The sequence below is a fragment of the Vibrio hyugaensis genome, from assembly GCF_002906655.1.
Lineage (GTDB): Bacteria > Pseudomonadota > Gammaproteobacteria > Enterobacterales > Vibrionaceae > Vibrio > Vibrio hyugaensis.
Genome location: NZ_CP025794.1, coordinates 1,426,851 through 1,448,611, shown reverse-complemented (window position 1 = coordinate 1,448,611; position 21,761 = coordinate 1,426,851). Strand labels below are relative to the sequence as shown.

Here is a 21,761-nt window from a genome sequence, read left to right as displayed (position 1 = left end):
TTAGAAATGGCAATGACCAAGCATGATGAGAGCTGGTGGAAAACCGCAACCATCTACCAAATTTACCCAAAAAGCTTTTGTGACAGTGGAAGTAAAGGCACGGGTGATATTAAAGGGATCATTTCTAAGCTGGATTATCTAAAACACCTTGGTGTGGATGCGATTTGGCTGACGCCGGTTTATCAATCACCAATGATCGACAACGGGTATGACATTTCCGACTACTACGCGATCAACCCTGATTTCGGCACCATGCAAGATTTCGATACCCTGTTGGCAGAGGCTCATCAATTGGGTATTCGAATCATCATGGATATCGTTGTGAATCATACTTCGACGGAACACAAGTGGTTCCAATCAGCGTTGGGTGACAAAAACAGCCCTTACCGTGATTACTACATCTGGAAAGATCCTGTTGATGGGGCAGAGCCAAACAACTGGCAATCTAAGTTTGGTGGTAACGCTTGGGCGTTGGATGAAAAAACGGGTCAGTACTATTTGCACCTTTTTGCTAAAGAGCAAGCGGACTTAAACTGGGAAAATCCAGTGGTGCGTGAAGAAGTGAAAGAAGTCATTAGCTTCTGGGCAGAGAAAGGTGTGGATGGCTTCCGTCTGGATGTCATCAATTTGATTTCCAAGCAGCAAGACTTCCCAAGTGACGATATTGGTGATGGTCGCCGTTTCTACACAGATGGTCCACGTGTGCACGAATACCTTCAAGAGATCAGTGAAGCCGTGTTCCAAAAATATGGCAGCGTGACGGTGGGTGAAATGTCTTCAACCACACTAGATCATTGTCAGCAATACTCAGCCCAAGATGGCAAAGAGCTGTCGATGGTGTTCAATTTCCACCACCTGAAAGTCGACTACCCGAATGGTGATAAGTGGACGAAAGCACCGTTTGATTTCATCCAACTGAAACAGATCTTTAACCATTGGCAAACCGGCTTAAATGGCAAAGGGTGGGGGGCGCTATTTTGGTGTAACCACGACCAACCACGTGTTGTGAGCCGATTAGGTAACGACGAACAATACCGTGTTGAATCTGCCAAGATGCTTGCGGCATCAGTGCACATGATGCAAGGCACACCTTACGTTTATCAAGGCGAAGAGATCGGCATGACCAACCCAGGTTACACCGAAATCAGCCAATATCGCGATGTTGAAAGCACGAACATGTACGACATCATGGTCAATCGCGATGGCGTATCTCACGACGATATGATGGCGATTTTGGCGCAGAAGTCGCGTGACAATTCACGTACGCCAATGCAATGGAACAGCGCGAAACACGCGGGCTTTACTGAAGGGACACCGTGGCTAGAGGTGGCTCAGAACTATTCTGAGATTAATGCGGAAGCTGCGATTGCCGATTTGAACTCAGTGTTCTATTTCTACAAGCGTCTGATTGAACTGCGTAAACAGGTGCCGGTGATCACTGATGGTCGTTACGAGGACCTACTGCCAGAGCACAAACGTATTTTTGCTTACGCACGTCAGAACGACAAGCAAACGCTGCTGTGTATTAACAACTACTACGGCGAAGAAGTGGAGTGTGTGTTACCTGAGCGCTTTGATATGAGTAAAGCCAAGAATCTGCTTGCCAACTATCAGAATGCGACCAGCGCGATTGCTTCTAATCACCAAGTTCTGCGTCCTTACGAAACACGCATCTTGCTGATTGAATCTTAAAGGCAAATAAAAAGTCCCCCTAAGGGTTTCGATCCTAAACAAAAGGCTTTGGAGTGCTCCCCAAAGCCTTTCTATTTCATGTCTTATGAACCGTAGCTCACAGAATAGCGGTGTGGTTTGTGGTTCATTGCAAGCACTAGGTTTAGTGCGAATGCGCCAAGAATCGATAGGCCGATAACCCAAGGTGTGACGAAGAAGAAAGACGCAAATAGGATACAAGCATCAATCGCCATCTGAGATTTTCCTACTGAGATACCGAACTTATCTTGAATGAATAAGCACAATACGTTGAAGCCACCCAAACTTGAGCGATGACGAAATAGGATCAGCATACCCAAGCCCATAAGCAAGCCACCTGCCACTGCGCAGTAAATCTCGTTAATCGACTCGAGTGAAATCAGTAAATACAGATTATCCGCAAAGATAGAAACCAAAGCGCCAGAAATTGCACTATTAATCGCAAAACGACGGCCAAAGCGTTTCCATGCGAGCAAGTAAAATGGACAGTTGGCTAAAAAGTAAAGCACACCAAACGTAAAAGGTGTAAATTGGCTAATAAGCAGAGCCAATCCTGTTGTGCCTCCGGTTAAGAGGTCTGCGGATTGGAGAAAGAAAACGCCTTGAGCTACCAAAAAGGTACCTGTAAGAATTGCCATCCAGTCTTCTTTTCTTGAGTGTTTTTCCATCTAATATGCAGTCGTTAATGATAAATAGGGCGTGCATAGTAGTAAAAAGATGATCTTTTCGGTAGCTAGAGGGTAAAATTTGCGGTAAACCTATGTAATTGTTGTTTTACAGGGTGTAAAGCACAAATTTGACAGTTAGTGAATCTTGGTTAAACGATTGCAACATCGCCATGATAATCCTTACTTGTCATCATGAAAAAACTGCATGAGAAAAATTGTAAATTTCTCTTTATGACCTAGATCAAATTATGTAGAATGCGCGCCATTACGGTGACGAAAACGTTTGCGTTAGGTCATTCGTCGGTTTTTTTGCAACTTTCAGTACTAACCTGAGTCAGGAGATACAGATGCTTAAGCGTGATATGAACATCGCAGATTACGATGCGGAACTGTTCGCAGCTATCCAGGAAGAAACACTTCGCCAGGAAGAACACATTGAACTTATCGCTTCTGAAAACTACACAAGTCCACGTGTAATGGAAGCACAAGGTTCTCAGCTAACGAACAAATACGCTGAAGGCTACCCAGGCAAGCGTTACTACGGCGGTTGTGAGTACGTAGATAAAGCTGAAGCACTAGCAATTGATCGTGCATGCCAACTATTCGGCTGTGAGTACGCGAACGTACAGCCTCACTCAGGTTCTCAAGCAAACAGCGCAGTTTACATGGCGCTTCTAAACCCAGGCGACACAGTTCTAGGTATGAGCCTAGCGCACGGTGGTCACCTAACTCACGGTTCACCAGTAAACTTCTCTGGTAAGCACTACAACGTTATTCCTTACGGTATCGACGAAGCAGGTCAAATCAACTACGACGAGATGGAACAGCTAGCGCTTGAGCACAAGCCTAAGATGATCATCGGTGGTTTCTCTGCTTACTCACAAATCGTTGATTGGAAACGCATGCGTGAAATCGCAGACAAAGTTGACGCTTACCTATTCGTAGACATGGCACACGTTGCTGGTCTAATTGCAGCAGGCGAGTACCCAACACCAGTTCCACACGCTCACGTAGTAACAACGACTACACACAAAACGCTAGCGGGTCCTCGTGGCGGTCTTATCCTTTCTAACGAAGGTGAAGAGCTGTACAAGAAGCTGAACTCAGCAGTATTCCCTGGCGGTCAAGGTGGTCCTCTAATGCACGTTATCGCTGGTAAAGCAGTAGCGTTCAAAGAAGCGATGGAACCTGAATTCAAAGCTTACCAAGCTAACGTGGTGAAAAACGCGAAAGCAATGGTTGGTCAATTCCAAGAGCGTGGCTACAAGATCGTTTCTAACGGTACTGAGAACCACCTATTCCTAGTTGACCTAATCGACAAAGACATCACTGGTAAAGATGCAGATGCAGCACTAGGTGCAGCAAACATCACAGTAAACAAGAACTCTGTTCCAAACGACCCACGCAGCCCATTCGTAACGTCTGGTATCCGTGTTGGTACACCAGCAATTACTCGTCGTGGCTTCACTGAAGATGACGCGAAAGAGCTAGCAAACTGGATGTGTGACGTTCTAGATAACATCGGCAACGAAGAAGTTATCGAAGCGACAAAACAGAAAGTTCTAGAAATCTGTAAGCGTCTACCAGTTTACGCATAGTTCTCTGTGTAAATTCGCTTTCTTTGAAAATAACTCAGGCGAACTCGTTCTATTTCTGCGATTCGGTTGGATTATTTGATTGATGAAAGGTCCTCATTCGAGGGCCTTTTTGTTTTTCTAGCGTATGGAAATATCAGCTTAGAGTGTGTTGAAGCGAGATTCCTGATATCGCCTAGGCTCTTCGGAATGACGTGCTTTTGGTTTTGAGAAGTAGGCTTATTGTCCAAATGACGGTGTTTTATGTTCGACAGATACAAAAAAGGCTGGCACTGAGCCAACCTTTCTCTTCAAAACAAGCGAGCGCTTATTTAATCTCGATACCTTGAGCCTGCATATCGGCATGGTAAGAAGAACGAACGAATGGACCACACGCCGCGTGCGTGAAGCCAAGTTCTAGTGCGATCTCTTTTAGCTCGTCAAACTCTGATGGTGGAACGTAACGCTCTACTGGCAGGTGGTGACGGCTTGGTGCTAGGTACTGACCAAGTGTCAGCATTGTTACACCGTGCGCACGTAGGTCTTTTAGTACTTGGACGATCTCTTCTTTCGTTTCGCCAAGACCCATCATAACACCTGATTTGGTCGGTACATTTGGGTGCTGCTCTTTGAACTTTTGCAGCAATTGTAGTGACCACTTGTAGTTCGCGCCTGGGCGAGCTTTACGGTACAAACGAGGTGCCGTTTCTAGGTTGTGGTTGAAGACATCTGGCGGGTTGTCTTTCATCAGATCAAGTGCTACATCCATACGGCCACGGAAATCAGGTACAAGCGTTTCAATCTTGATGTGCGGGTTCAGCTCGCGGATTTCACGGTTACAGTTTGCAAAGTGCTCTGCACCGCCATCACGCAAATCATCGCGGTCTACTGAAGTGATAACGACGTATTTCAGCTTCATGTCTGCGATGGTTTTAGCCAGTTTCTTCGGCTCTTCAGCTTCTACTGCAAGCGGACGGCCATGGGCAACGTCACAGAATGGACAACGGCGAGTACAGATAGCGCCAAGGATCATGAAAGTAGCCGTACCGTGGTTAAAACATTCCGCTAGGTTAGGGCAAGAGGCTTCTTCACATACTGAGTGAAGGTTGTTCTTGCGCATCGCTGATTTGATGTCTTGAATACGTTGGCTGTCGGCTGGTAGCTTGATCTTCATCCAATCAGGCTTACGTAGCACTTCTTTCTGCTCTGTAGGCATGTTCTTTACGGGAATCAATGCCATTTTGTCAGCGTCGCGGTATTTGACGCCTTTTTCCATCTGGATTGGTTTGCTCATGCTTTGTTACCTTGAGAAGGTGCTTCTGTGCTGAATTCTACTTGCTCGTAATCAAGCAAAGTAACGAGTTCTTGTATTAGTTGTTTTTCCACGACTTCGATATCTTCAGGGCCGCCAACTTGGCTAACCTGAACCATCTCCATTCCTTCATAGCCACAAGGGTTTATACGTAAAAACGGACCTAAGTCCATATTGACGTTCAACGCTAGGCCGTGGAATGAGCATCCTTTGCGAATGCGAAGGCCGAGAGAACATATTTTTTTACTGTCGACATAAACACCTGGGGCATCTGGTCGCGCAGCAGATTCGATATTGTATGCCTTTAGGGTGTTGATCACGAGGTTCTCGATGTGCGTAACGAGATCTCGCACCCCTAATTTTTTACGACGCAGGTTGATCAAGAAGTACGCAACTAATTGACCTGGGCCATGATAAGTCACCTGACCACCACGATCGCTTTGTACAACAGGAATATTACCAGTGTTAATGAGGTGTTCGGCTTTACCCGCTTGACCTTGTGTAAATACTGGGTTGTGTTCTACCAACCAAACTTCATCAGGCGTGTCGTCTGTGCGTTGATCAGTGAACTCATGCATCGCCTTCCATACAGGCTCATAATCTTGGCGTCCAAGTCGTCTTACAACAAGTTGGTGTTGCATGGGGATTCCTGTCACTAATATATAAAGTTTTTGGATTATAAACCGGATGACTTTGATGCTCTACAGTTGAGTAACAGATTTTTAACTGAAAGAGTCAGTGTTTTTCATTATCTACATGATAAATAAAAAGAAAGCAGCCGAAGCTGCTTTCAAAAAAAATTTAATTTATCAAAAAATTATAGAACCATGCGTACGATGTCGATTTCACCCAGTTCTTTGTAAAGGGTTTCAACCTGCTCGATAGAGGTAGCAGTAATATTGATAGACACCGAGTGGTAGTTGCCCTTAGCACTTGGTTTTACTGCTGGGCTGTAGTCACCTGGAGCATGACGCTGGATTACTTCAAGAACGAGTTCTGGAAGTTCAGGTTTTGCATGCCCCATTACCTTGTAAGTAAATGAACAAGGGAACTCAAGCAGGTCTTTCAATTTTGCATCAGAGTTGATGGTTAGCATATCGGTAACTCCAGTTGGTATTCGTTGCGGTGCGAAATAGTACAGTCAAATTAGGGTGAACTCAAGATCATCCCCAAGCATCTTAACGTCGTTTGAGTATAGATAACAAAGCCGCCCTAGTTGGCGGCTTTGCGGACTTGTTTGTTGTTCAGAAGCGACTATTAGAAGAAGCTCTTAAACAACAATACGATGTAGTCCCACATACGGCTAAATAGGCTGCCTTGGTCTACAGTTTCTAATGCCATTAGTGGGTACTCAGCAATATCTTCACCATCAATTTGATAGTATAGCTTACCAACTACATCACCTTTATTAATTGGGGCTTCTAGCTCTTTTTCAAGTACGAAGCTTGCCTTTAGATTCTTTGCTTCACCACGAGGTAGCGTTACGTAAGTATCTTGGTCAAGACCCAGAGCAACCGTATCTTTGTTACCCATCCATACTTTTTCTTCTACAAACGTTTCACCCGCTTTATGTGGCGCAACGGTTTCGAAGAAGCGGAAGCCGTAGCTCAGTAGCTTTTTACTTTCTGATTTACGAGCGTTTGCATCTTTGGTACCCATTACCACTGCAACTAGGCGCATTTGACCTTCAGTTGCCGAACTTACTAGGCTGTAGCCCGCGTTGCTAGTATGGCCAGTCTTGATGCCATCAACGTTCATGCTCTTATCCCACAATAGGCCGTTACGGTTGTACTGTGTGATGCCGTTGTAAGTGAATTTTTTGTCTGAGTAGATACGGTACTCATCAGGAACGTCACGGATCAATGCTTTACCAAGCAGTGCCATGTCGTAAGGTGTTGAGTATAGATTTGGGTTATCTAGGCCGTGCACGTTAGCAAAATGCGTGTTGCTCATGCCAATTGTGTTTGCCCATGCGTTCATTAGGTCTACGAATGCATCTTCAGAGCCTGCAATGTGTTCAGCCATTGCGACACAAGCGTCGTTACCTGATTGAATAATGATACCGCGGTTTAGGTCTTTCACCTTAACTGTGGTGCCAACTTCAATGAACATTTTTGAAGAATCAGGGAAGTTTTTCGCCCATGCGTTCTTACTGATGGTTACATCATCGTCTTCTGAAATATTACCACGCGCTAGCTCTTGGCCAATTACGTAGCTGGTCATCATTTTTGTCAGACTAGCAGGAGACAACTTTGTGTTCATCTCTTTCTCAGCCAGAACTTTACCTGAGTTGTAATCCATCAAAACGTAGCCTTTCGCTGCGATTTGAGGTGCGTCTGGGACAACAACTGGTGAAGCAAAAGCAGATTGAGCGATGGTTGCAGTTAGCGCAACCGAAGAAACGAGAATAGATTTCACAAACTTATTTTTATTCATGGTAATTCAAATTTTTTGGTTAACTGTCGACATCTTAACAGAATCCCTGCTTATGTAAGAAGGGCTCTGCATAGAAATTCATGACACCAAGGTCATTTGTCAGTTTTGTGTTTTTTAATAAATGCGGACGAATAGCCGAGCAACTTTACTTTATCCAGTGTTGCTTGCGTCAGGGAATAGTCAGTAAATGGCCCTAGCAACAAGCGGTGAGTTTCTTTCGTGCTCTCCAAGAAAGTTTCTGTATCCAGCTTTTGACCAAGCTCTTGGCCTAAAGTTCGCGCTCGATCTTCATATTTTGAAGAAGCAACTTGAATCACGTATTTTGGGTGCGCAGCTAACGACTTTTCATCGGTTGGCTTATCAATGGTGATGACTTCAATTTGTACGTTCGCTGTGCCTGTTTTCACGACGTCGAGCTTATGAGCGGCGGCGTAGCTTAAATCAATAATACGGCCGTCATGAAATGGGCCACGGTCGTTAACACGTACAACGGTTGATTTACCATTGTCGGTATTGGTGACTTTAACGTAGCTCGGTAATGGCAGCGTTTTGTGTGCGGCTGTCATTGAGTACATATCGTAAATTTCACCGTTGGACGTTAGGTGACCTTGGAATTTTTTTCCGTACCAAGAGGCACGGCCTTTTTCCGTAAAACCTTTTGCGTCACGAACGATTTTGTAGTCGGAACCTCGTAGATTGTAATCGCTGTTACCACCTAAGCTGTATGGTTCATATTTAGGATGCGCATCCTCAATGTGCTCGACCGATAGAGGTTTATCTGGTGCTACATCGGATTCAAGTTCATAACGGCCTTCTTGTGTTTTTTGGTCGGTAGAAGAACAGCCCGCCAAAATAACAGCAGAAAAAACCAAGGAATATAAAGCGCGTTTTTGCATGGTCTAGGTCGCCTTAGAGAATGCTTTTCGGTGCGTGTGGATCGACATCAAAATGCCAAAACCAGCCATCAGTGTCACCATGGAAGTGCCACCATAACTGATCAACGGTAAAGGTACGCCTACTACGGGTAGGATGCCACTTACCATGCCGATATTTACAAAAATATACACGAAGAAGCTGAGTACAATACTGCCTGCCATCATTCGGCCAAACGCAGTTTGTGCTTGGCTTGCGAGGTAGAGACCTCGTCCAATAATAAAGAGATAGATGGTCAACAGGCAAAGGAAGCCAATCATACCCCATTCTTCAGCAATTACTGCAAAGATAAAGTCAGTGTGGCGTTCAGGAAGAAATTCCAACTGTGATTGAGTGCCTTGCAACCAACCTTTGCCGGAAATACCACCAGAACCAATCGCAATTTTACTTTGGATGATGTGATAACCTGCACCGAGAGGGTCTGATTCAGGGTTGAACAGAGTACGAACGCGTACTTTTTGATACTCGCGCATCAAGAAGAACCACAAAACGGGAATGAAACCACCAAGCGCCAGTGCAGCACCAGCGATGATTTTCCAACTGATACCCGCAAGGAAGATAACAAAGATGCCTGATGCAGCGATCAGAATCGAGGTCCCTAAGTCAGGTTGCTTTGCGATGAGAATAGTTGGCAAGCAAACCATGATCAACGCAACGATGAGGGTTTTGAACGTCGGCGGAAGTGGTTGACGACCGATATAGCGCGCGACCATCAAGGGTACGGCGAGCTTGAGAAGCTCAGAAGGTTGGAATCGAACAAAGCCAAGATTTAGCCAGCGCTGTGCGCCTTTGGAAGCTTCACCAAAGAAGAGCACGCCAAAGAGCAGTATGACACCACCGACAAACATGAGAGGCGCGAGGCTTTCGTAAGTTCTGGGCGAGATCTGTGCTAAGACGATCATCACGACTAATGATAGGGCCATACGCATGGCTTGGCGGTCCATCATCGCCAAGCTCTGGCCACTGGCGCTGTACATGATGACCAAGCCAAAGGCCATTAGTGCAAAGATGCCGAGTAAAAGCGGCAAGTCGATATGGAAGCGTTCAAACAGGGCTCGGTTCTTACCTGTAGAGGGATCCATTTTCATCACTGCGTTACCTCTTGTTTCTCTTTGGCTTGCTCATCGTCTGGTTCGATTTTTTCTGGCCCAACGATCACTCGGTCGAAGATCTTTCTTGCTACTGGCGCGCCATTACTTGAACCACCACCGGCGTTTTCAAGCACGATTGAAACGACAACTTTAGGATCGTCAAATGGCGCAAAACCGGTAAACAGGGCGTGGTCGCGTAGATGTTCTGCGACTTCGTCTGCGTTATATTCTTCGTCTTCACCTAGACCGAAGACCTGAGCAGTACCTGATTTACCACCCGTTTGGTAATCCATATTGTAGAAAGAGCGACGAGCCGTCCCTTTCGCACCATGGTTTACCAAGCGCATGCCTTCTTTGGCCATGTTCCAGTATTTATCCGGCACATTTTGAATTGGCGGGTAGGTGACGTATTCAGAGGTCTTTTGCTCTTCAAAATCACCGCCATTATCAATTGTCGCTTTAAGCAAATGTGGCGCGGCTACGGCGCCTTCGTTGACCAATACCGATGTTGCTTTGGCAATTTGCATTGGTGTTGCTGTCCAGTAACCTTGCCCGATACCAACAGGAATCGTATCGCCTTTGTACCAAGGGGTTTTATGGCGAGCCATTTTCCATTCACGCGTTGGCATGTTTGCTTTGCTTTCTTCGTAAATATCGATGCCGGTATAGTCACCAAAACCAAACATCATCATCCAATTCGAGATACGGTCGATGCCCATGTCATAAGCGACTTGATAGAAGAAAGTATCAACGGATTCTTCTATCGACTTGATGATATCTACGCGGCCATGGCCCCAACGCAGCCAGTCACGGAATGGGCGAGTATCGGAGTTTGGAATGCGCCAATAGCCAGGGTCATTACGCGTGGTTTTTGGTGTTACCACACCCTCTTCCAAAGCTGCAACGGCCATAAATGGCTTGATGGTGGAAGCTGGGGGGTAAATACCTAGCGTAGTTCGGTTTACAAGTGGACGATTTTTATTGTTCAAGAGGGCTCGGTAAGCTTTGCCTGAGATACCATGAACAAACGAGTTTGGATCGTAGCTCGGGCTTGAAACCATCGCGAGCACACCGTTGTCTTTAGGATCCAAAACCACCGCACTACCACGACGCCCATCTAATAATTGGTGAACGTATAGTTGTAAGTTGATGTCGAGGTTTAACACGATGTCTTGGCCCGGAATCGGCGGGACGTACTTTAAGGTACGAATCACTCGACCACGGCTGTTGACTTCAACTTCTTGGTAACCCGCGGTACCGTGCAATAAATCTTCGTAGTATTTTTCAATACCTAGTTTGCCGATATCACGAGTAGCTTGGTAGTTCGCGTCTTTTTCTTCACGAACTAGGCGTTGCATGTCACGATCGTTGATACGTGATACGTAGCCAATAACGTGGGTCAGTACTTCACTAAATGGGTAGTAACGCTTCAATGTTGCGCTGATTTCAACACCCGGAAAGCGGTATTGGTTCACCGAGAAAACAGCAACTTGGTTTTCATCTAGTTGAGTAAGTAGTGGTACGGATTTAAAGCGACGCGTACGTTTACGTTCACGCTGGAAACGTTCAATTTGCTCTGGCGTGATTTCAAGAATGGTTTGTAGCTCTTCGATAGTGCCGTCAATGTCTTTGATTTTTTCTGGAGTAAGCTCCAAGTTGAAGACAGGGCGGTTTTCAGCGAGCAAAATACCGTTGCGGTCGTAAATAAGACCACGGTTTGGTGCGATTGGAACGACTTTAATGCGGTTGTCGTTAGAGCGAGTTTGGTAATCTTGGAACTGGTTAACCTGTATGTTGTACATGTTAGCAACCAGCAACCCCATCAAAATGACGATACCCAAAAAAGCAAAAATAGCGCGACTGGAAAACAGGCGCGCTTCAGCTTGGTAGTCTCGGATTTGACTGCGGCGTTTACGAATCATTAACGCTTGTCTCTACGGCTAAGCAGCGATTATTCGCGGTGATAAGGGTGGTTAGCAGTAATGCTCCACGCTCGGTATAAACTCTCCGCCATGACAATACGCACAAGTGGGTGCGGTAAGGTCAATGCAGACAAAGACCAACTTTGATCAGCGGCGGCTTTACATGCAGGAGAAAGCCCTTCTGGACCACCAATTAAAATAGAAACGTCGCGAGCATCTAATTTCCAAGCTTCTAGCTGTTCTGCCAGTTGTGGGGTATCCCACTTTTTGCCCGGGATATCCAATGTCACGATGCGGTTGCCTTTTGGGACCGCTGCCAACATAGCTTCGCCTTCTTTTTGAAGAATACGTGCGATGTCGGCATTTTTGCCACGTTTCCCTGCTGGGATCTCAACCAACTCAAGTGGCATATCATGAGGGAAGCGACGACGGTATTCTTGGAATCCCTCTTCGACCCATTTTGGCATTTTAGTGCCTACAGCAATCAGTTGAATTTTCAAAAGATTAACCCCAAAGCTTTTCTAGCTGGTACAGGTTACGGTGTTCATCTTGCATGACATGAAGCATGGCATCGCCCATATCGAGAACAACCCATTCACCTTCTTTCTCGCCTTCCATACCTAGTGGTTCTAGACCGGCTTTCTTCACTTCAGATGCGACGTGATCAGCAATAGATGAAACGTGACGTTTAGAGGTGCCAGTACAAATGATCATGTAATCTGTCACGCTAGATTTGTCTTCTACATTCAGAATTACAATCTCTTCTGCTTTCATGTCGTCAGCTTTATCAGCTAAAAAGTCTTTAAGTTCTTCGCGAAGCACTCGGTTTTCCTCGGTTTTCTTTTCAATCTGTGGGTGTTTTGAATCATGTTAATCAAAACTGGTCGCGCACTATATCACGCTTTGAATTCTAAATTGCCAGCTTAATATCAGGTGAACAGGTTTCTAAGCTCAACTGGTGAATCGTTGGCCACACAGATTCTTCATATTGGGTTTTCGCTTTTATCTCGGCGTGAGCCAAAAGAGATAAAAGCGCACAAATGCGGCTTGTTGACAGGCGTGTCAAAGCTGCGTTGTAAAATGGGCGTTTGTTTTGCCATACACGATGCTTTTCAAATACCTGGATCATACCCATTTGGGTTAAGTCTCGGTGCATGTTCAGCAGTTGATTAAACTCTTTCTGTACACTGCGGATCAGAATGATGGTTTCGACGCCTTCCGCTTCTAATTGACGCAGTATACGCTGTGCACGATTGGCTTTACCCGCTAACAGAGCGTCGATCCAGTGGAAGGTCGTAAAGTGGTTATGGCGACTTAAGGCTGCTTCCAATCGCACCACAGTTAACTCACCATCTGGGTAGATTAGAGCAAGTTTCTCTAAGCTTTGTGAGAGCGCAAACAAATTACCTTCATGCCATTGTGCCAACACTTGCAGTGATTGTTGGTCCGCCTTTAGACCGAGGGCTCGGCAGCGAGCTTGCACAAACATGGGTAAGCGTTGTAAATCGGGCGTTAAGCAACTCACCCAATCGCCCTTTGCACTCAGGGCTTTAAACCATTTTGCGTTTTCTTGTGCTTTGGTAAGTTTGCTGCCAATGACGACTAACATGATATCGTCATGCAGCATTTCGCATAGGCTGACTAGCTCTTTACTAATGGCTGCGTTTGCGCCGGCTTCTGGTAACTCTAATTCAATTAACTGACGGCTTGAAAACAAACTCAATGCTTGGAAACAGTCGTAAACTTGGTTCCAATCTAGACTCGCATCCACGGCAAAGCGATGTCTTTCTTCAAAACCGTGCTGGCGCGCGGTGTGCTGAATCGCTTGTCGGCTTTCTTGAATCAATAAGGGTTCATTACCGAAAATTAGATAAACCTGCTTTACGTGTTTTGCTAAATGGTCGGCCAGCTTATCGGCATAAATTCGCATTTTGATTAAGAGTCAGTTTTGTTGTCGTTAGTGTTTGTCGCATCAGGAGTAATATGGCCTTGTTCGTACTCTGCACGAACTCGACCCAGCTGACGCATCATTTGGCTTGCGGCTTGCTGACGCATTTCATCTTCGATAACGTCGCGCTCTACTGACTTAGCTAGGGCGGTGAGTGGGTTATCAAGATAGTTACGGTTTACTGTTGTCGTGAAGGCTTTTGAACCGAACTCAGGAATTGTAACGCGGTATTGCACTACATAGGTCAGCTCTTTTTCTGCAGCACGACTGTTTTGATACAGCGACAGCGTACGTTCGTCAATGGTTGCTTCAATTAGGTGTAGGTTTGGTGTGTTAGCAGAAGGCTGTACCAAGTCCACTTTATTCAGTTCAAGTTGAGCTCGTACATATCGAGTCAAAGGACTGTATTCATCATAGCTAGTGAATGACATGGTGTGCAGTTCTTCCGGAACGGAATACTCGCCACGAAGGTGAAAACCACAGGCAGAAAGAAGCCCCGCTAATACCAATACTACTGGTAGTTTAATCAAAGAGAAAAAGCGCATTGATTGTATTCATCCTAAATTTAAGGGGTTATTTACCTTAAACCACTCATCGTGAATGGTTTGAGGTAAATAAACAGGGTGAGGACTCACCCTGTTAGAAAACTCATGCCGAACGAATCAGTTCGCTCGGCGTTGAGTTCTTGCAAGCTGCATTTCGTTGGTAACGAGCGGCTAGTTTGCAACGATGTTCAATAGTTTACCTGGTACGTAAATCACTTTACGGATAGTTAGGCCATCTAGGAACTTCTTCGCGTTCTCGTCGTTTAGACCAAGCTCACGAACTTGCTCTTCTGAAGCGTCAGCAGCAACGGTTAGCTTCGCACGTAGTTTACCGTTGATCATCACAACGATAGTTTTCTCGTCTTCAACCAGAGCTTTCTCATCAAACGTTGGCCATGCCGCGTTGTCGATGTCTGCCTCACCTAGCGCTGCCCATAGTTCGTATGAGATGTGCGGAGTGATTGGGTAAAGCATTGCAACCACAGCTTTAAGTGCTTCATCAAGGATTGCACGGTCTTGTTCAGATTCTTGAGGCGCTTTCGCAAGCTTGTTCATCAGTTCCATGATCGCTGCGATTGCTGTGTTGAATGTTTGACGACGAGCGATATCGTCAGTCACTTTTGCGATAGTCTTATGAACATCGCGACGCAGAGCTTTTTGGTCACCAGAAAGTGCCGCTGCATCAACTGACTCTGCTGCACCTTTTGAAGCGTGAGCGTGAACCAGTTTCCAAACACGTTTCAGGAAGCGGTTAGCACCTTCTACGCCAGACTCTTGCCATTCAAGGGTCATGTCTGCTGGTGAAGCAAACATCATGAATAGGCGTACCGTGTCAGCGCCGTACTTGTCTACCATCTCTTGTGGGTCGATACCGTTGTTCTTCGACTTAGACATCTTAATCATGCCTGAGTGTGTTACGTCACGGCCTTCATTGTCTTTCGCCGAAGTGATGCGACCTTTACCGTCACGTTCAACAGCAACATCTGTTGGGGCAACCCACTCTTTACCGCCTTTTTCGTTCTCGAAGTAGAACGCGTCAGCCAGTACCATGCCTTGACACAGCAGTTGCTTGAACGGTTCGTCAGACGTTACGTAGCCTGCGTCACGTAGCAGCTTGTGGAAGAAGCGAGAGTACAGTAGGTGCATACAAGCGTGCTCAATACCACCGATGTACTGATCTACTGGTAGCCAGTAGTTTGCTTTTTCTGGATCTAGGATGTCGTCAGCTTGTGGTGAACAGTAACGTGCGTAGTACCAAGAAGACTCCATGAACGTATCGAACGTATCTGTCTCACGTAGAGCAGGTTCGCCGTTGAATGTTGTCTTCGCCCATTCTTTGTCAGCTTTGATTGGGCTTGTTACGCCGTCCATTACCACGTCTTCTGGAAGAATAACTGGTAGTTGGTCAGCGGGTACTGGGTGAACTTCGCCGTCTTCAGTGGTTACCATAGGGATTGGTGCACCCCAGTAACGTTGACGAGATACCCCCCAGTCACGTAGACGGAAGTTAACTGTCTTAGTGCCTTTGCCTTCTGCTTCTAGCTTCGCTGCGATTGCATCGAACGCCGCTTGGAATTCAAGGCCGTCGAATTCACCTGAATCGAACAGTACACCTTTCTCTGTGTATGCCGCTTCAGATACGTCTAGTTCGCTGCCATCAACCGGTTTGATGACAGGAACGATGTCTAGGCCGTATTTCGTTGCAAATTCGTAGTCACGTTGGTCGTGTGCAGGAACCGCCATTACTGCGCCTGTGCCGTAGTCCATCAGTACGAAGTTTGCTACGTAAACTGACACTTCACGACCGTTCAATGGGTGAATAGCAGTAAGGCCAGTAGCCATACCTTTTTTCTCCATTGTCGCAAGCTCAGCTTCTGCTACTTTGGTGTTTTTACATTCTTCGATGAATGACGCTAGCTCTGGGTTGTTCTGAGCTGCGATAGCCGCAAGAGGGTGACCTGCTGCGATACCAACGTAAGTCACACCCATTAGCGTGTCTGGACGCGTGGTGTAAACTTCTAAATCTTGTTGACCGTTAACTTCAAACTTGAGTTCCACGCCTTCAGAACGACCGATCCAGTTACGCTGCATGGTCTTAACCATTTCTGGCCAACCTTCAAGCTTGTCTAGGTCGTCTAGTAGCTCTTGAGCGTATTCAGTGATCTTAATAAACCACTGTGGAATTTCTTTTTGTTCTACCGGAGTATCACAACGCCAGCAACAGCCGTCTTCAACCTGTTCGTTTGCAAGAACAGTTTGATCGTTTGGACACCAGTTAACAGAAGAGGTCTTCTTGTAAACCAGACCTTTCTCGTAAAGCTTAGTGAAGAACTCTTGTTCCCAACGGTAGTATTCTGGCGTACAGGTTGCGAATTCACGATTCCAGTCGTAACCAAAGCCAAGAAGCTTAAGTTGGTTCTTCATGTATTCAATGTTTTCGTAAGTCCAAGGCGCCGGTGCAGTGTTGTTTTTTACTGCCGCGTTTTCCGCAGGTAGACCGAATGCATCCCAACCGATTGGTTGCATTACGTTTTTGCCTTGTAGGCGTTGGAAACGAGATACTACGTCACCGATGGTGTAGTTGCGCACGTGACCCATGTGCAGTCGACCACTTGGGTATGGGAACATGGATAGACAGTAGAATTTTTCTTTGTTTGGGTCTTCACTTACAACAAAGGTATTGTTGTCATCCCAGTGCTTTTGAACTTTTTGTTCAAGGTCTTGTGGATTGTATTGTTCTTGCATCGATGGTATCCGGTTATCTTGGAATTTGTGAGTTCGGTTAGAACAGACTTAAATAGATCGTCATAGAATACCTAAAGCTAGGGATCACAACAATAGCCAATCTGTACCCATGCGCCTCGAAGTGACGCTTGGTAGTGGAAAGATGGAGGTCAGTTATGCCTAAACGTAAAGCAGGTTATGAGGAAATGCTCGAGGATGTGATGGAAACCTTGAAGCACAGTCCGGATGAAGTTAACAAAGTATTCGAAACGTCGGGCAAAGTCGTGGATGCCGCTAACGACATGACCAAAGATGAGCTCTCACTAATTTCAGCTTACGTAAAAGCCGATTTAAAAGAGTTCTCCGACAGCTATGAGGAAGGAAAAAGCGGGCCTTTTTATCTCACCATTGCCGATTCAATCTGGCAAGGTTTACTGGATATTACCGATAAAACTAAAGTTGAGTGGGTTGAGTTGTTCGATGATTTAGAGCATCAAGGCTTGTATGAAGCGGGCGAAGTCATCGGGCTCGGGACATTGGTCTGTGATGAATGTGGTCATAAAACCACTTACAACCATCCAACGGTCATAATTCCATGCATCAAGTGTAATCATACTGGTTTTAGTCGCCAATCTCTCAAGCCATAACATGCAGTCAAAAAATACAACGCAATAAAAAAGAGGCTACCAGAGCCTCTTTTTTTGATGTTATTTGCGTTTTCTTGGTAACCACCAAGCCAATATAAGGCTCAGTGCTGCCCAGATATATAATGGCCAAGTACCAAAGGTGCGATAAGGTGTTTGTCCGTCTGTCGGAACCAACTCTGCGCGCAATACCGCTGTCTCAAACTGAGGGATTTGCTCGATGATCTTACCTTTATGATCAGTAACAGCTGTCAAACCATTATTGGTTGAACGAATTAGCGGTTTTCCAAGCTCCAATGCACGCATGCGTGCGATTTCCATATGTTGTAGTGGACCAATGGAGTGACCGAACCAAGCATCATTTGATAGCGTTAGTATGAAGTCAGTATCGTCTGTGACGTTCTGACGAACTTGTTCGCTAAAGATGATCTCGTAGCACAAAGCCGGGTCCATATGTTTACCATTCGCCACAATGTTTGGTTGTACGAAATCGCCACGGCTGAACGATGACATCGGTAAATTGAAGAAGGGCGCTAATGGACGTAACACCTCTTCAAATGGAACAAATTCACCAAATGGAAGTAAGTGATGCTTGTGATAGCGTTTGTCTAAATCAAAGCTGTAATCGCCGTATGGATTCACACCCAGTGAGAGAATGCTGTTGTAGAACTGGCCGTCTTCTCCTTGGTTAACCACGCCGGTGATGATCGCGCTGTTATTCATTTTCGCCGCAGCATCGATGTTTCTCAAGAACGACGGGACTTCGATTTCAAATGCCGGAATCGCAGCCTCAGGCCAAACGATGATGTCGGCATCCCAGTTTTCACGCGTTAAGTCGGCATACTTCATGATGGTTGGCCAGCGTTGGCTTGGTAGCCATTTTAGATTCTGATCAACATTACCTTGGATTAAGGCGACTTTAGTTGTGTCTTCCGGACGAGGTGTCACCCAGTCGTATTGGCTGATGCCAAAACCTGCGCTGAGCAAAACTACGGGGATAATGACCATCAGCCACTGCTTATGCACCCAAGCGTAAGCCAGAGAACCAGCACTCATTAGTATGAATAAGGTCAGGAGCTCAACACCACCAATAGGTGCGAAGCTGGCCAATGGGCCATCAATTTGGCTGTAACCCAGCCACAACCATGGAAAGCCGGTCATAACCCAACCGCGTAGCCAATCAGTGACTAACCACAGAGCAGGAGCGGCTAATAATGCTTTAGTGAGGGTAAGTTGTGGGAAGAACTTATTGCTGAGCCAAGCGAATAGGCCGGTGTAAATCGATAAGTAAGCAATCAGCAAACCCATCAGGAAGAGATTTGCAATGAGCGGCATCCCGCCAAAGCCAGCGATGCTGACATAAACCCAACTAACGCCGGTGGAGAATTGGCCGAGTCCCCACGCATAACCGATCCAAAGTGCACGCTTAGGTGATTGGTTTGCAAGAAGAATAAGAAGGATAGCAGGGCTGAGTATGGCAATAGGCCATAACTGGTAAGGGGCAAATGCTAGGGTAGTGGAAGCGCCAACAAAAGCGGCCACTAAGGGCCGCTTTAGGCGATGAAAGAGTACATTCATCATTATATTTTTCTGATATTCCCGTTGTTAGGGTATCGCGTTACTCTTGAGTGGCTTCAACCAGCGTTTCTTCGTCTGGAATCGTCACTTGGAGTTGAATGACACGACGGTTATCGGCAGCGGTGACTTTGAAGTTATAGCCTTCAATTTCGACCAACTCACCACGAGATGGTAAGTGACCAAAGGCAGTCATTACCATACCACCTACAGTATCCACTTCTTCATCGCTGAAGTCGGTACCGAATGTCTCATTAAACTCTTCAATGGTTGTCAGAGCTCTGACAGCAAAGGTATGCTTGCTTAGCTTACGGATATCGGTTTCTTCTTCGTCATCGAACTCATCTTCAATATCCCCTACGATTTCTTCAAGGATATCTTCGATTGTTACTAGACCAGAAACGCCACCGAATTCGTCGACAACAATCGCCATGTGATAACGTTCTTCACGGAATTCTTTTAGCAGGCGGTCGACACGTTTACTTTCCGGTACAACCACTGCTTGTCGAATTACTTCTTCGATATCAAATGGGTTACTGCCTGAGCCCAAGTATTTGAGTAAGTCCTTCGCTAATAGAATGCCTTCTACATGGTCTTTATCTTCGCTGATCACAGGGTAGCGAGAGTGTTGAGCATCAGTAATTAGAGCGATCAAAGTATCAAGATCGTCTGTGCGCTCAACCGTAACCATTTGCGAACGCGGGATCATGATGTCACGCACGCGCATTTCAGAGATTTCCATAACACCTTCAAGCATGTCGCGGGTGTCGTGGTCAATCAGGTCGTTGATTTCTGAGTCGCGGATAACATCCACAAGCTCTTGGCGGTCTTTTGGTTCGCCTTGAAATAGTTGACCTAGACGTTCAAAGAAGGACTTTCTACTCGGACCTTCTGCCTTTTCTTTCTTGCCTTCATTAGAAGAGGGAGAATTATCTTCGTTCATTGTTTCTCAATTAAGTAACGCTATCAGATGTGTGATAGCTCACATAGAAAAGCGATCACGAGGTCGCACCTAGGTGGTTCGCTTTTCCCTGTCGAGCAACCAAAGTTACTCTTTTTCAGCAATGTACGGGTCTTCGTAACCCATGCCTTGCATGATTTCTGTCTCGAGGGATTCCATCTCTTCAGCTTCATCATCCTCGATATGATCATAACCTAGCAGATGCAAGCTGCCATGTACAACCATATGCGCCCAATGTGCTAGTAGAGGCTTGTTCTGCTCAATTGCCTCTTTTTCAACTACTTGGCGACAGATTATCAAATCGCCTAGGAGATCCATTTCCATACCAGGTGGTACTTCGAATGGGAAAGACAGCACATTAGTCGGCTTATCTTTACCACGGTATTCGTGGTTTAGCTCGTGACTTTCTTGCTCGTCGACAATACGAATCGTCAGTTCCGCTTGAGGCTGAAATAGAGGAATAGTCTTATCTAGCCACAATTGGAAATCTTGCTCAGAAGGTAAACCTTCTTCATTTTCGACTGCCAGTTGCAAATCAAGTTCAATTGCCATGTTTATTCCTTACTCGCCGCGACTTGTGAACTCAGCTCTGCTTTTGCTGCTTCTAGCAATTTAGCATCACGTTCTTCGCGTCGGCGTTTTTCAAACTCTTTGCGCTCTTTTTGGTCTTGCGCTTCCCACTTCTCATAAGCATTAACAATACGAGCAACCACTGGGTGGCGCACGACATCGTCTGCTTGGAAGAAGTTAAAGCTGATGTCATCAACTTCACTCAGTACTTCAATTGCGTGGCGAAGACCTGATTTTGCACCGCGTGGTAAGTCAATCTGGGTAACGTCACCAGTCACAACGGCACGAGAGTTGAAGCCGATACGGGTCAGGAACATCTTCATTTGCTCAACCGTGGTGTTTTGACTCTCATCAAGAATGATGAAAGCGTCGTTCAAAGTACGACCACGCATGTAAGCAAGAGGCGCAACCTCTATCACGTTACGTTCAATCAGCTTTTCTACGCGCTCAAAACCCAGCATTTCAAATAGGGCATCGTAGAGAGGACGTAGGTATGGGTCGACTTTCTGGCTCAAATCACCAGGTAGGAAGCCCAGTTTCTCACCTGCTTCAACCGCAGGGCGAGTTAATAGAATACGACGGATCTCTTGACGCTCTAGTGCGTCAACGGCTGCTGCAACCGCGAGATAGGTTTTACCTGTACCCGCAGGACCGATACCGAAAGTGATATCGTGCGTCACCATGTTCATCAAGTATTGACCTTGATTCGGTGTACGCGGCTTGATCACGCCTTTCTTGGTTTTTACGAAGACTTCTTTGCCGTGCTCGAACGTTGATTCTGTCGTCTGTTCCAGGACGCCTGATTCTTTGATTGCCAGATGGATCTGTTCTGGCTCAATGTCAGGTGTTTCACCACGAACGGGTGCTGTTTCTACGTATAGGGTTTTGAGAATATCCAGCGCAGCTGCCGCGGTATGAGGTTTACCCACGATGGTGAAAAGATCGCTACGGTGGTTGATTTCAACGCCTAAACGACGTTCTAAATGCTTGATGTTGTCATCGAATGGACCGCACAGGCTTGCAAGTCGGCGGTTGTCTGAAGGTTCTAGATTGATTTCTAGCGTTACGATTTTATTGCTCAATGTTGCCTCTCATTTTATGCCACTTAACGAGAGCCTGACAACGACCAGGCTCTCAATGGCTATTTG

The 21,761-nt window shown here is 46.0% G+C and carries 20 protein-coding genes; 3 read left to right on the top strand and 17 right to left on the bottom strand.

The genetic code is table 11. The features are described from left to right. Window positions 1–6 precede the first annotated feature (6 nt). A complete protein-coding gene (treC, locus tag C1S74_RS07335) occupies window positions 7–1,692 on the top strand; it encodes an alpha,alpha-phosphotrehalase (protein ID WP_045400196.1) in 1,686 nt (561 codons plus the stop codon). An 83-nt stretch (window positions 1,693–1,775) separates the two neighbouring features. On the opposite strand, the gene C1S74_RS07330 is transcribed toward treC, so the two are convergent. After that, the gene (locus C1S74_RS07330) at window positions 1,776–2,378 is read right to left on the bottom strand and encodes a YitT family protein (RefSeq protein ID WP_009705643.1); all 603 of its coding nucleotides are present in this window, start codon (window positions 2,376–2,378) and stop codon (window positions 1,776–1,778) included. Between the two features lie 347 nt (window positions 2,379–2,725). Here C1S74_RS07330 and glyA point away from each other — a divergent pair, with 347 nt between their 5' ends. Then, window positions 2,726–3,976 carry a serine hydroxymethyltransferase gene (glyA, locus tag C1S74_RS07325; RefSeq protein WP_005440106.1) on the top strand — a complete coding sequence of 417 codons (1,251 nt, stop codon included), beginning with the start codon at window positions 2,726–2,728 and terminating at the stop codon, window positions 3,974–3,976. A gap of 304 nt (window positions 3,977–4,280) precedes the next feature. On the opposite strand, the gene lipA is transcribed toward glyA, so the two are convergent. The 12 genes from lipA to leuS form a co-directional block, all read right to left on the bottom strand. Continuing rightward, a complete protein-coding gene (lipA, locus tag C1S74_RS07320) occupies window positions 4,281–5,246 on the bottom strand; it encodes a lipoyl synthase (RefSeq protein ID WP_038875607.1) in 966 nt (321 codons plus the stop codon). Beyond that, window positions 5,243–5,905 (bottom strand): lipoyl(octanoyl) transferase LipB, encoded by a 663-nt coding sequence (gene lipB / locus C1S74_RS07315; RefSeq protein ID WP_038865385.1) that lies wholly within the window; start codon window positions 5,903–5,905, stop codon window positions 5,243–5,245. The genes lipA and lipB overlap by 4 nt, the downstream gene beginning before the upstream one ends. A gap of 176 nt (window positions 5,906–6,081) precedes the next feature. Beyond that, complete coding sequence (ybeD, locus tag C1S74_RS07310; RefSeq protein ID WP_038865384.1) at window positions 6,082–6,360, bottom strand: DUF493 family protein YbeD; 279 nt, start codon at window positions 6,358–6,360, stop codon at window positions 6,082–6,084. Window positions 6,361–6,521: 161 nt separating this feature from the next. Continuing rightward, window positions 6,522–7,700, bottom strand: coding sequence for a serine hydrolase (locus C1S74_RS07305; RefSeq protein ID WP_038865383.1), 1,179 nt, complete (start codon window positions 7,698–7,700; stop codon window positions 6,522–6,524). Window positions 7,701–7,792: 92 nt separating this feature from the next. Continuing rightward, window positions 7,793–8,596 (bottom strand): septal ring lytic transglycosylase RlpA family protein, encoded by an 804-nt coding sequence (locus C1S74_RS07300; protein ID WP_038875609.1) that lies wholly within the window; start codon window positions 8,594–8,596, stop codon window positions 7,793–7,795. Between the two features lie 3 nt (window positions 8,597–8,599). Further along, window positions 8,600–9,721: a rod shape-determining protein RodA gene (gene rodA / locus C1S74_RS07295; RefSeq protein WP_038865381.1), complete on the bottom strand. Its 1,122-nt coding sequence runs from the start codon at window positions 9,719–9,721 to the stop codon at window positions 8,600–8,602. Beyond that, complete coding sequence (gene mrdA / locus C1S74_RS07290; RefSeq protein ID WP_039973733.1) at window positions 9,721–11,646, bottom strand: penicillin-binding protein 2; 1,926 nt, start codon at window positions 11,644–11,646, stop codon at window positions 9,721–9,723. The genes rodA and mrdA overlap by 1 nt, the downstream gene beginning before the upstream one ends. Window positions 11,647–11,675: 29 nt before the next feature. After that, window positions 11,676–12,146, bottom strand: coding sequence for a 23S rRNA (pseudouridine(1915)-N(3))-methyltransferase RlmH (rlmH, locus tag C1S74_RS07285; protein WP_038873801.1), 471 nt, complete (start codon window positions 12,144–12,146; stop codon window positions 11,676–11,678). A gap of 4 nt (window positions 12,147–12,150) precedes the next feature. After that, window positions 12,151–12,468 carry a ribosome silencing factor gene (gene rsfS / locus C1S74_RS07280; RefSeq protein WP_038875827.1) on the bottom strand — a complete coding sequence of 106 codons (318 nt, stop codon included), beginning with the start codon at window positions 12,466–12,468 and terminating at the stop codon, window positions 12,151–12,153. An 88-nt stretch (window positions 12,469–12,556) separates the two neighbouring features. Further along, window positions 12,557–13,576, bottom strand: a complete 1,020-nt coding sequence (gene holA, locus C1S74_RS07275; RefSeq protein ID WP_042601000.1) for a DNA polymerase III subunit delta — start codon at window positions 13,574–13,576, stop codon at window positions 12,557–12,559. Window positions 13,577–13,581: 5 nt separating this feature from the next. After that, entirely contained in the window at window positions 13,582–14,139 is a 558-nt protein-coding gene (locus C1S74_RS07270; protein WP_038873808.1) for an LPS-assembly lipoprotein LptE, read from the bottom strand. A gap of 171 nt (window positions 14,140–14,310) precedes the next feature. Next, entirely contained in the window at window positions 14,311–16,884 is a 2,574-nt protein-coding gene (gene leuS / locus C1S74_RS07265) for a leucine--tRNA ligase (RefSeq protein WP_045400202.1), read from the bottom strand. 155 nt (window positions 16,885–17,039) lie between these two features. Between leuS and C1S74_RS07260 the strand changes: the two genes are divergently transcribed. Then, window positions 17,040–17,510, top strand: a complete 471-nt coding sequence (locus C1S74_RS07260) for a zinc ribbon-containing protein (RefSeq protein WP_038873812.1) — start codon at window positions 17,040–17,042, stop codon at window positions 17,508–17,510. 60 nt (window positions 17,511–17,570) lie between these two features. Here the strand turns inward: C1S74_RS07260 and lnt are convergent, their stop codons facing one another. From lnt to C1S74_RS07240, 4 genes are all read right to left on the bottom strand, one after another. Beyond that, window positions 17,571–19,088, bottom strand: coding sequence for an apolipoprotein N-acyltransferase (gene lnt, locus C1S74_RS07255; RefSeq protein ID WP_038873814.1), 1,518 nt, complete (start codon window positions 19,086–19,088; stop codon window positions 17,571–17,573). A 37-nt stretch (window positions 19,089–19,125) separates the two neighbouring features. Continuing rightward, window positions 19,126–20,025, bottom strand: coding sequence for a CNNM family magnesium/cobalt transport protein CorC (corC, locus tag C1S74_RS07250; RefSeq protein WP_038873816.1), 900 nt, complete (start codon window positions 20,023–20,025; stop codon window positions 19,126–19,128). A gap of 105 nt (window positions 20,026–20,130) precedes the next feature. Then, window positions 20,131–20,595 (bottom strand): rRNA maturation RNase YbeY, encoded by a 465-nt coding sequence (gene ybeY / locus C1S74_RS07245; protein WP_038875833.1) that lies wholly within the window; start codon window positions 20,593–20,595, stop codon window positions 20,131–20,133. A 2-nt stretch (window positions 20,596–20,597) separates the two neighbouring features. Beyond that, window positions 20,598–21,695, bottom strand: a complete 1,098-nt coding sequence (locus C1S74_RS07240) for a PhoH family protein (protein WP_038873820.1) — start codon at window positions 21,693–21,695, stop codon at window positions 20,598–20,600. Between the last annotated feature and the right edge of the window lie 66 nt (window positions 21,696–21,761).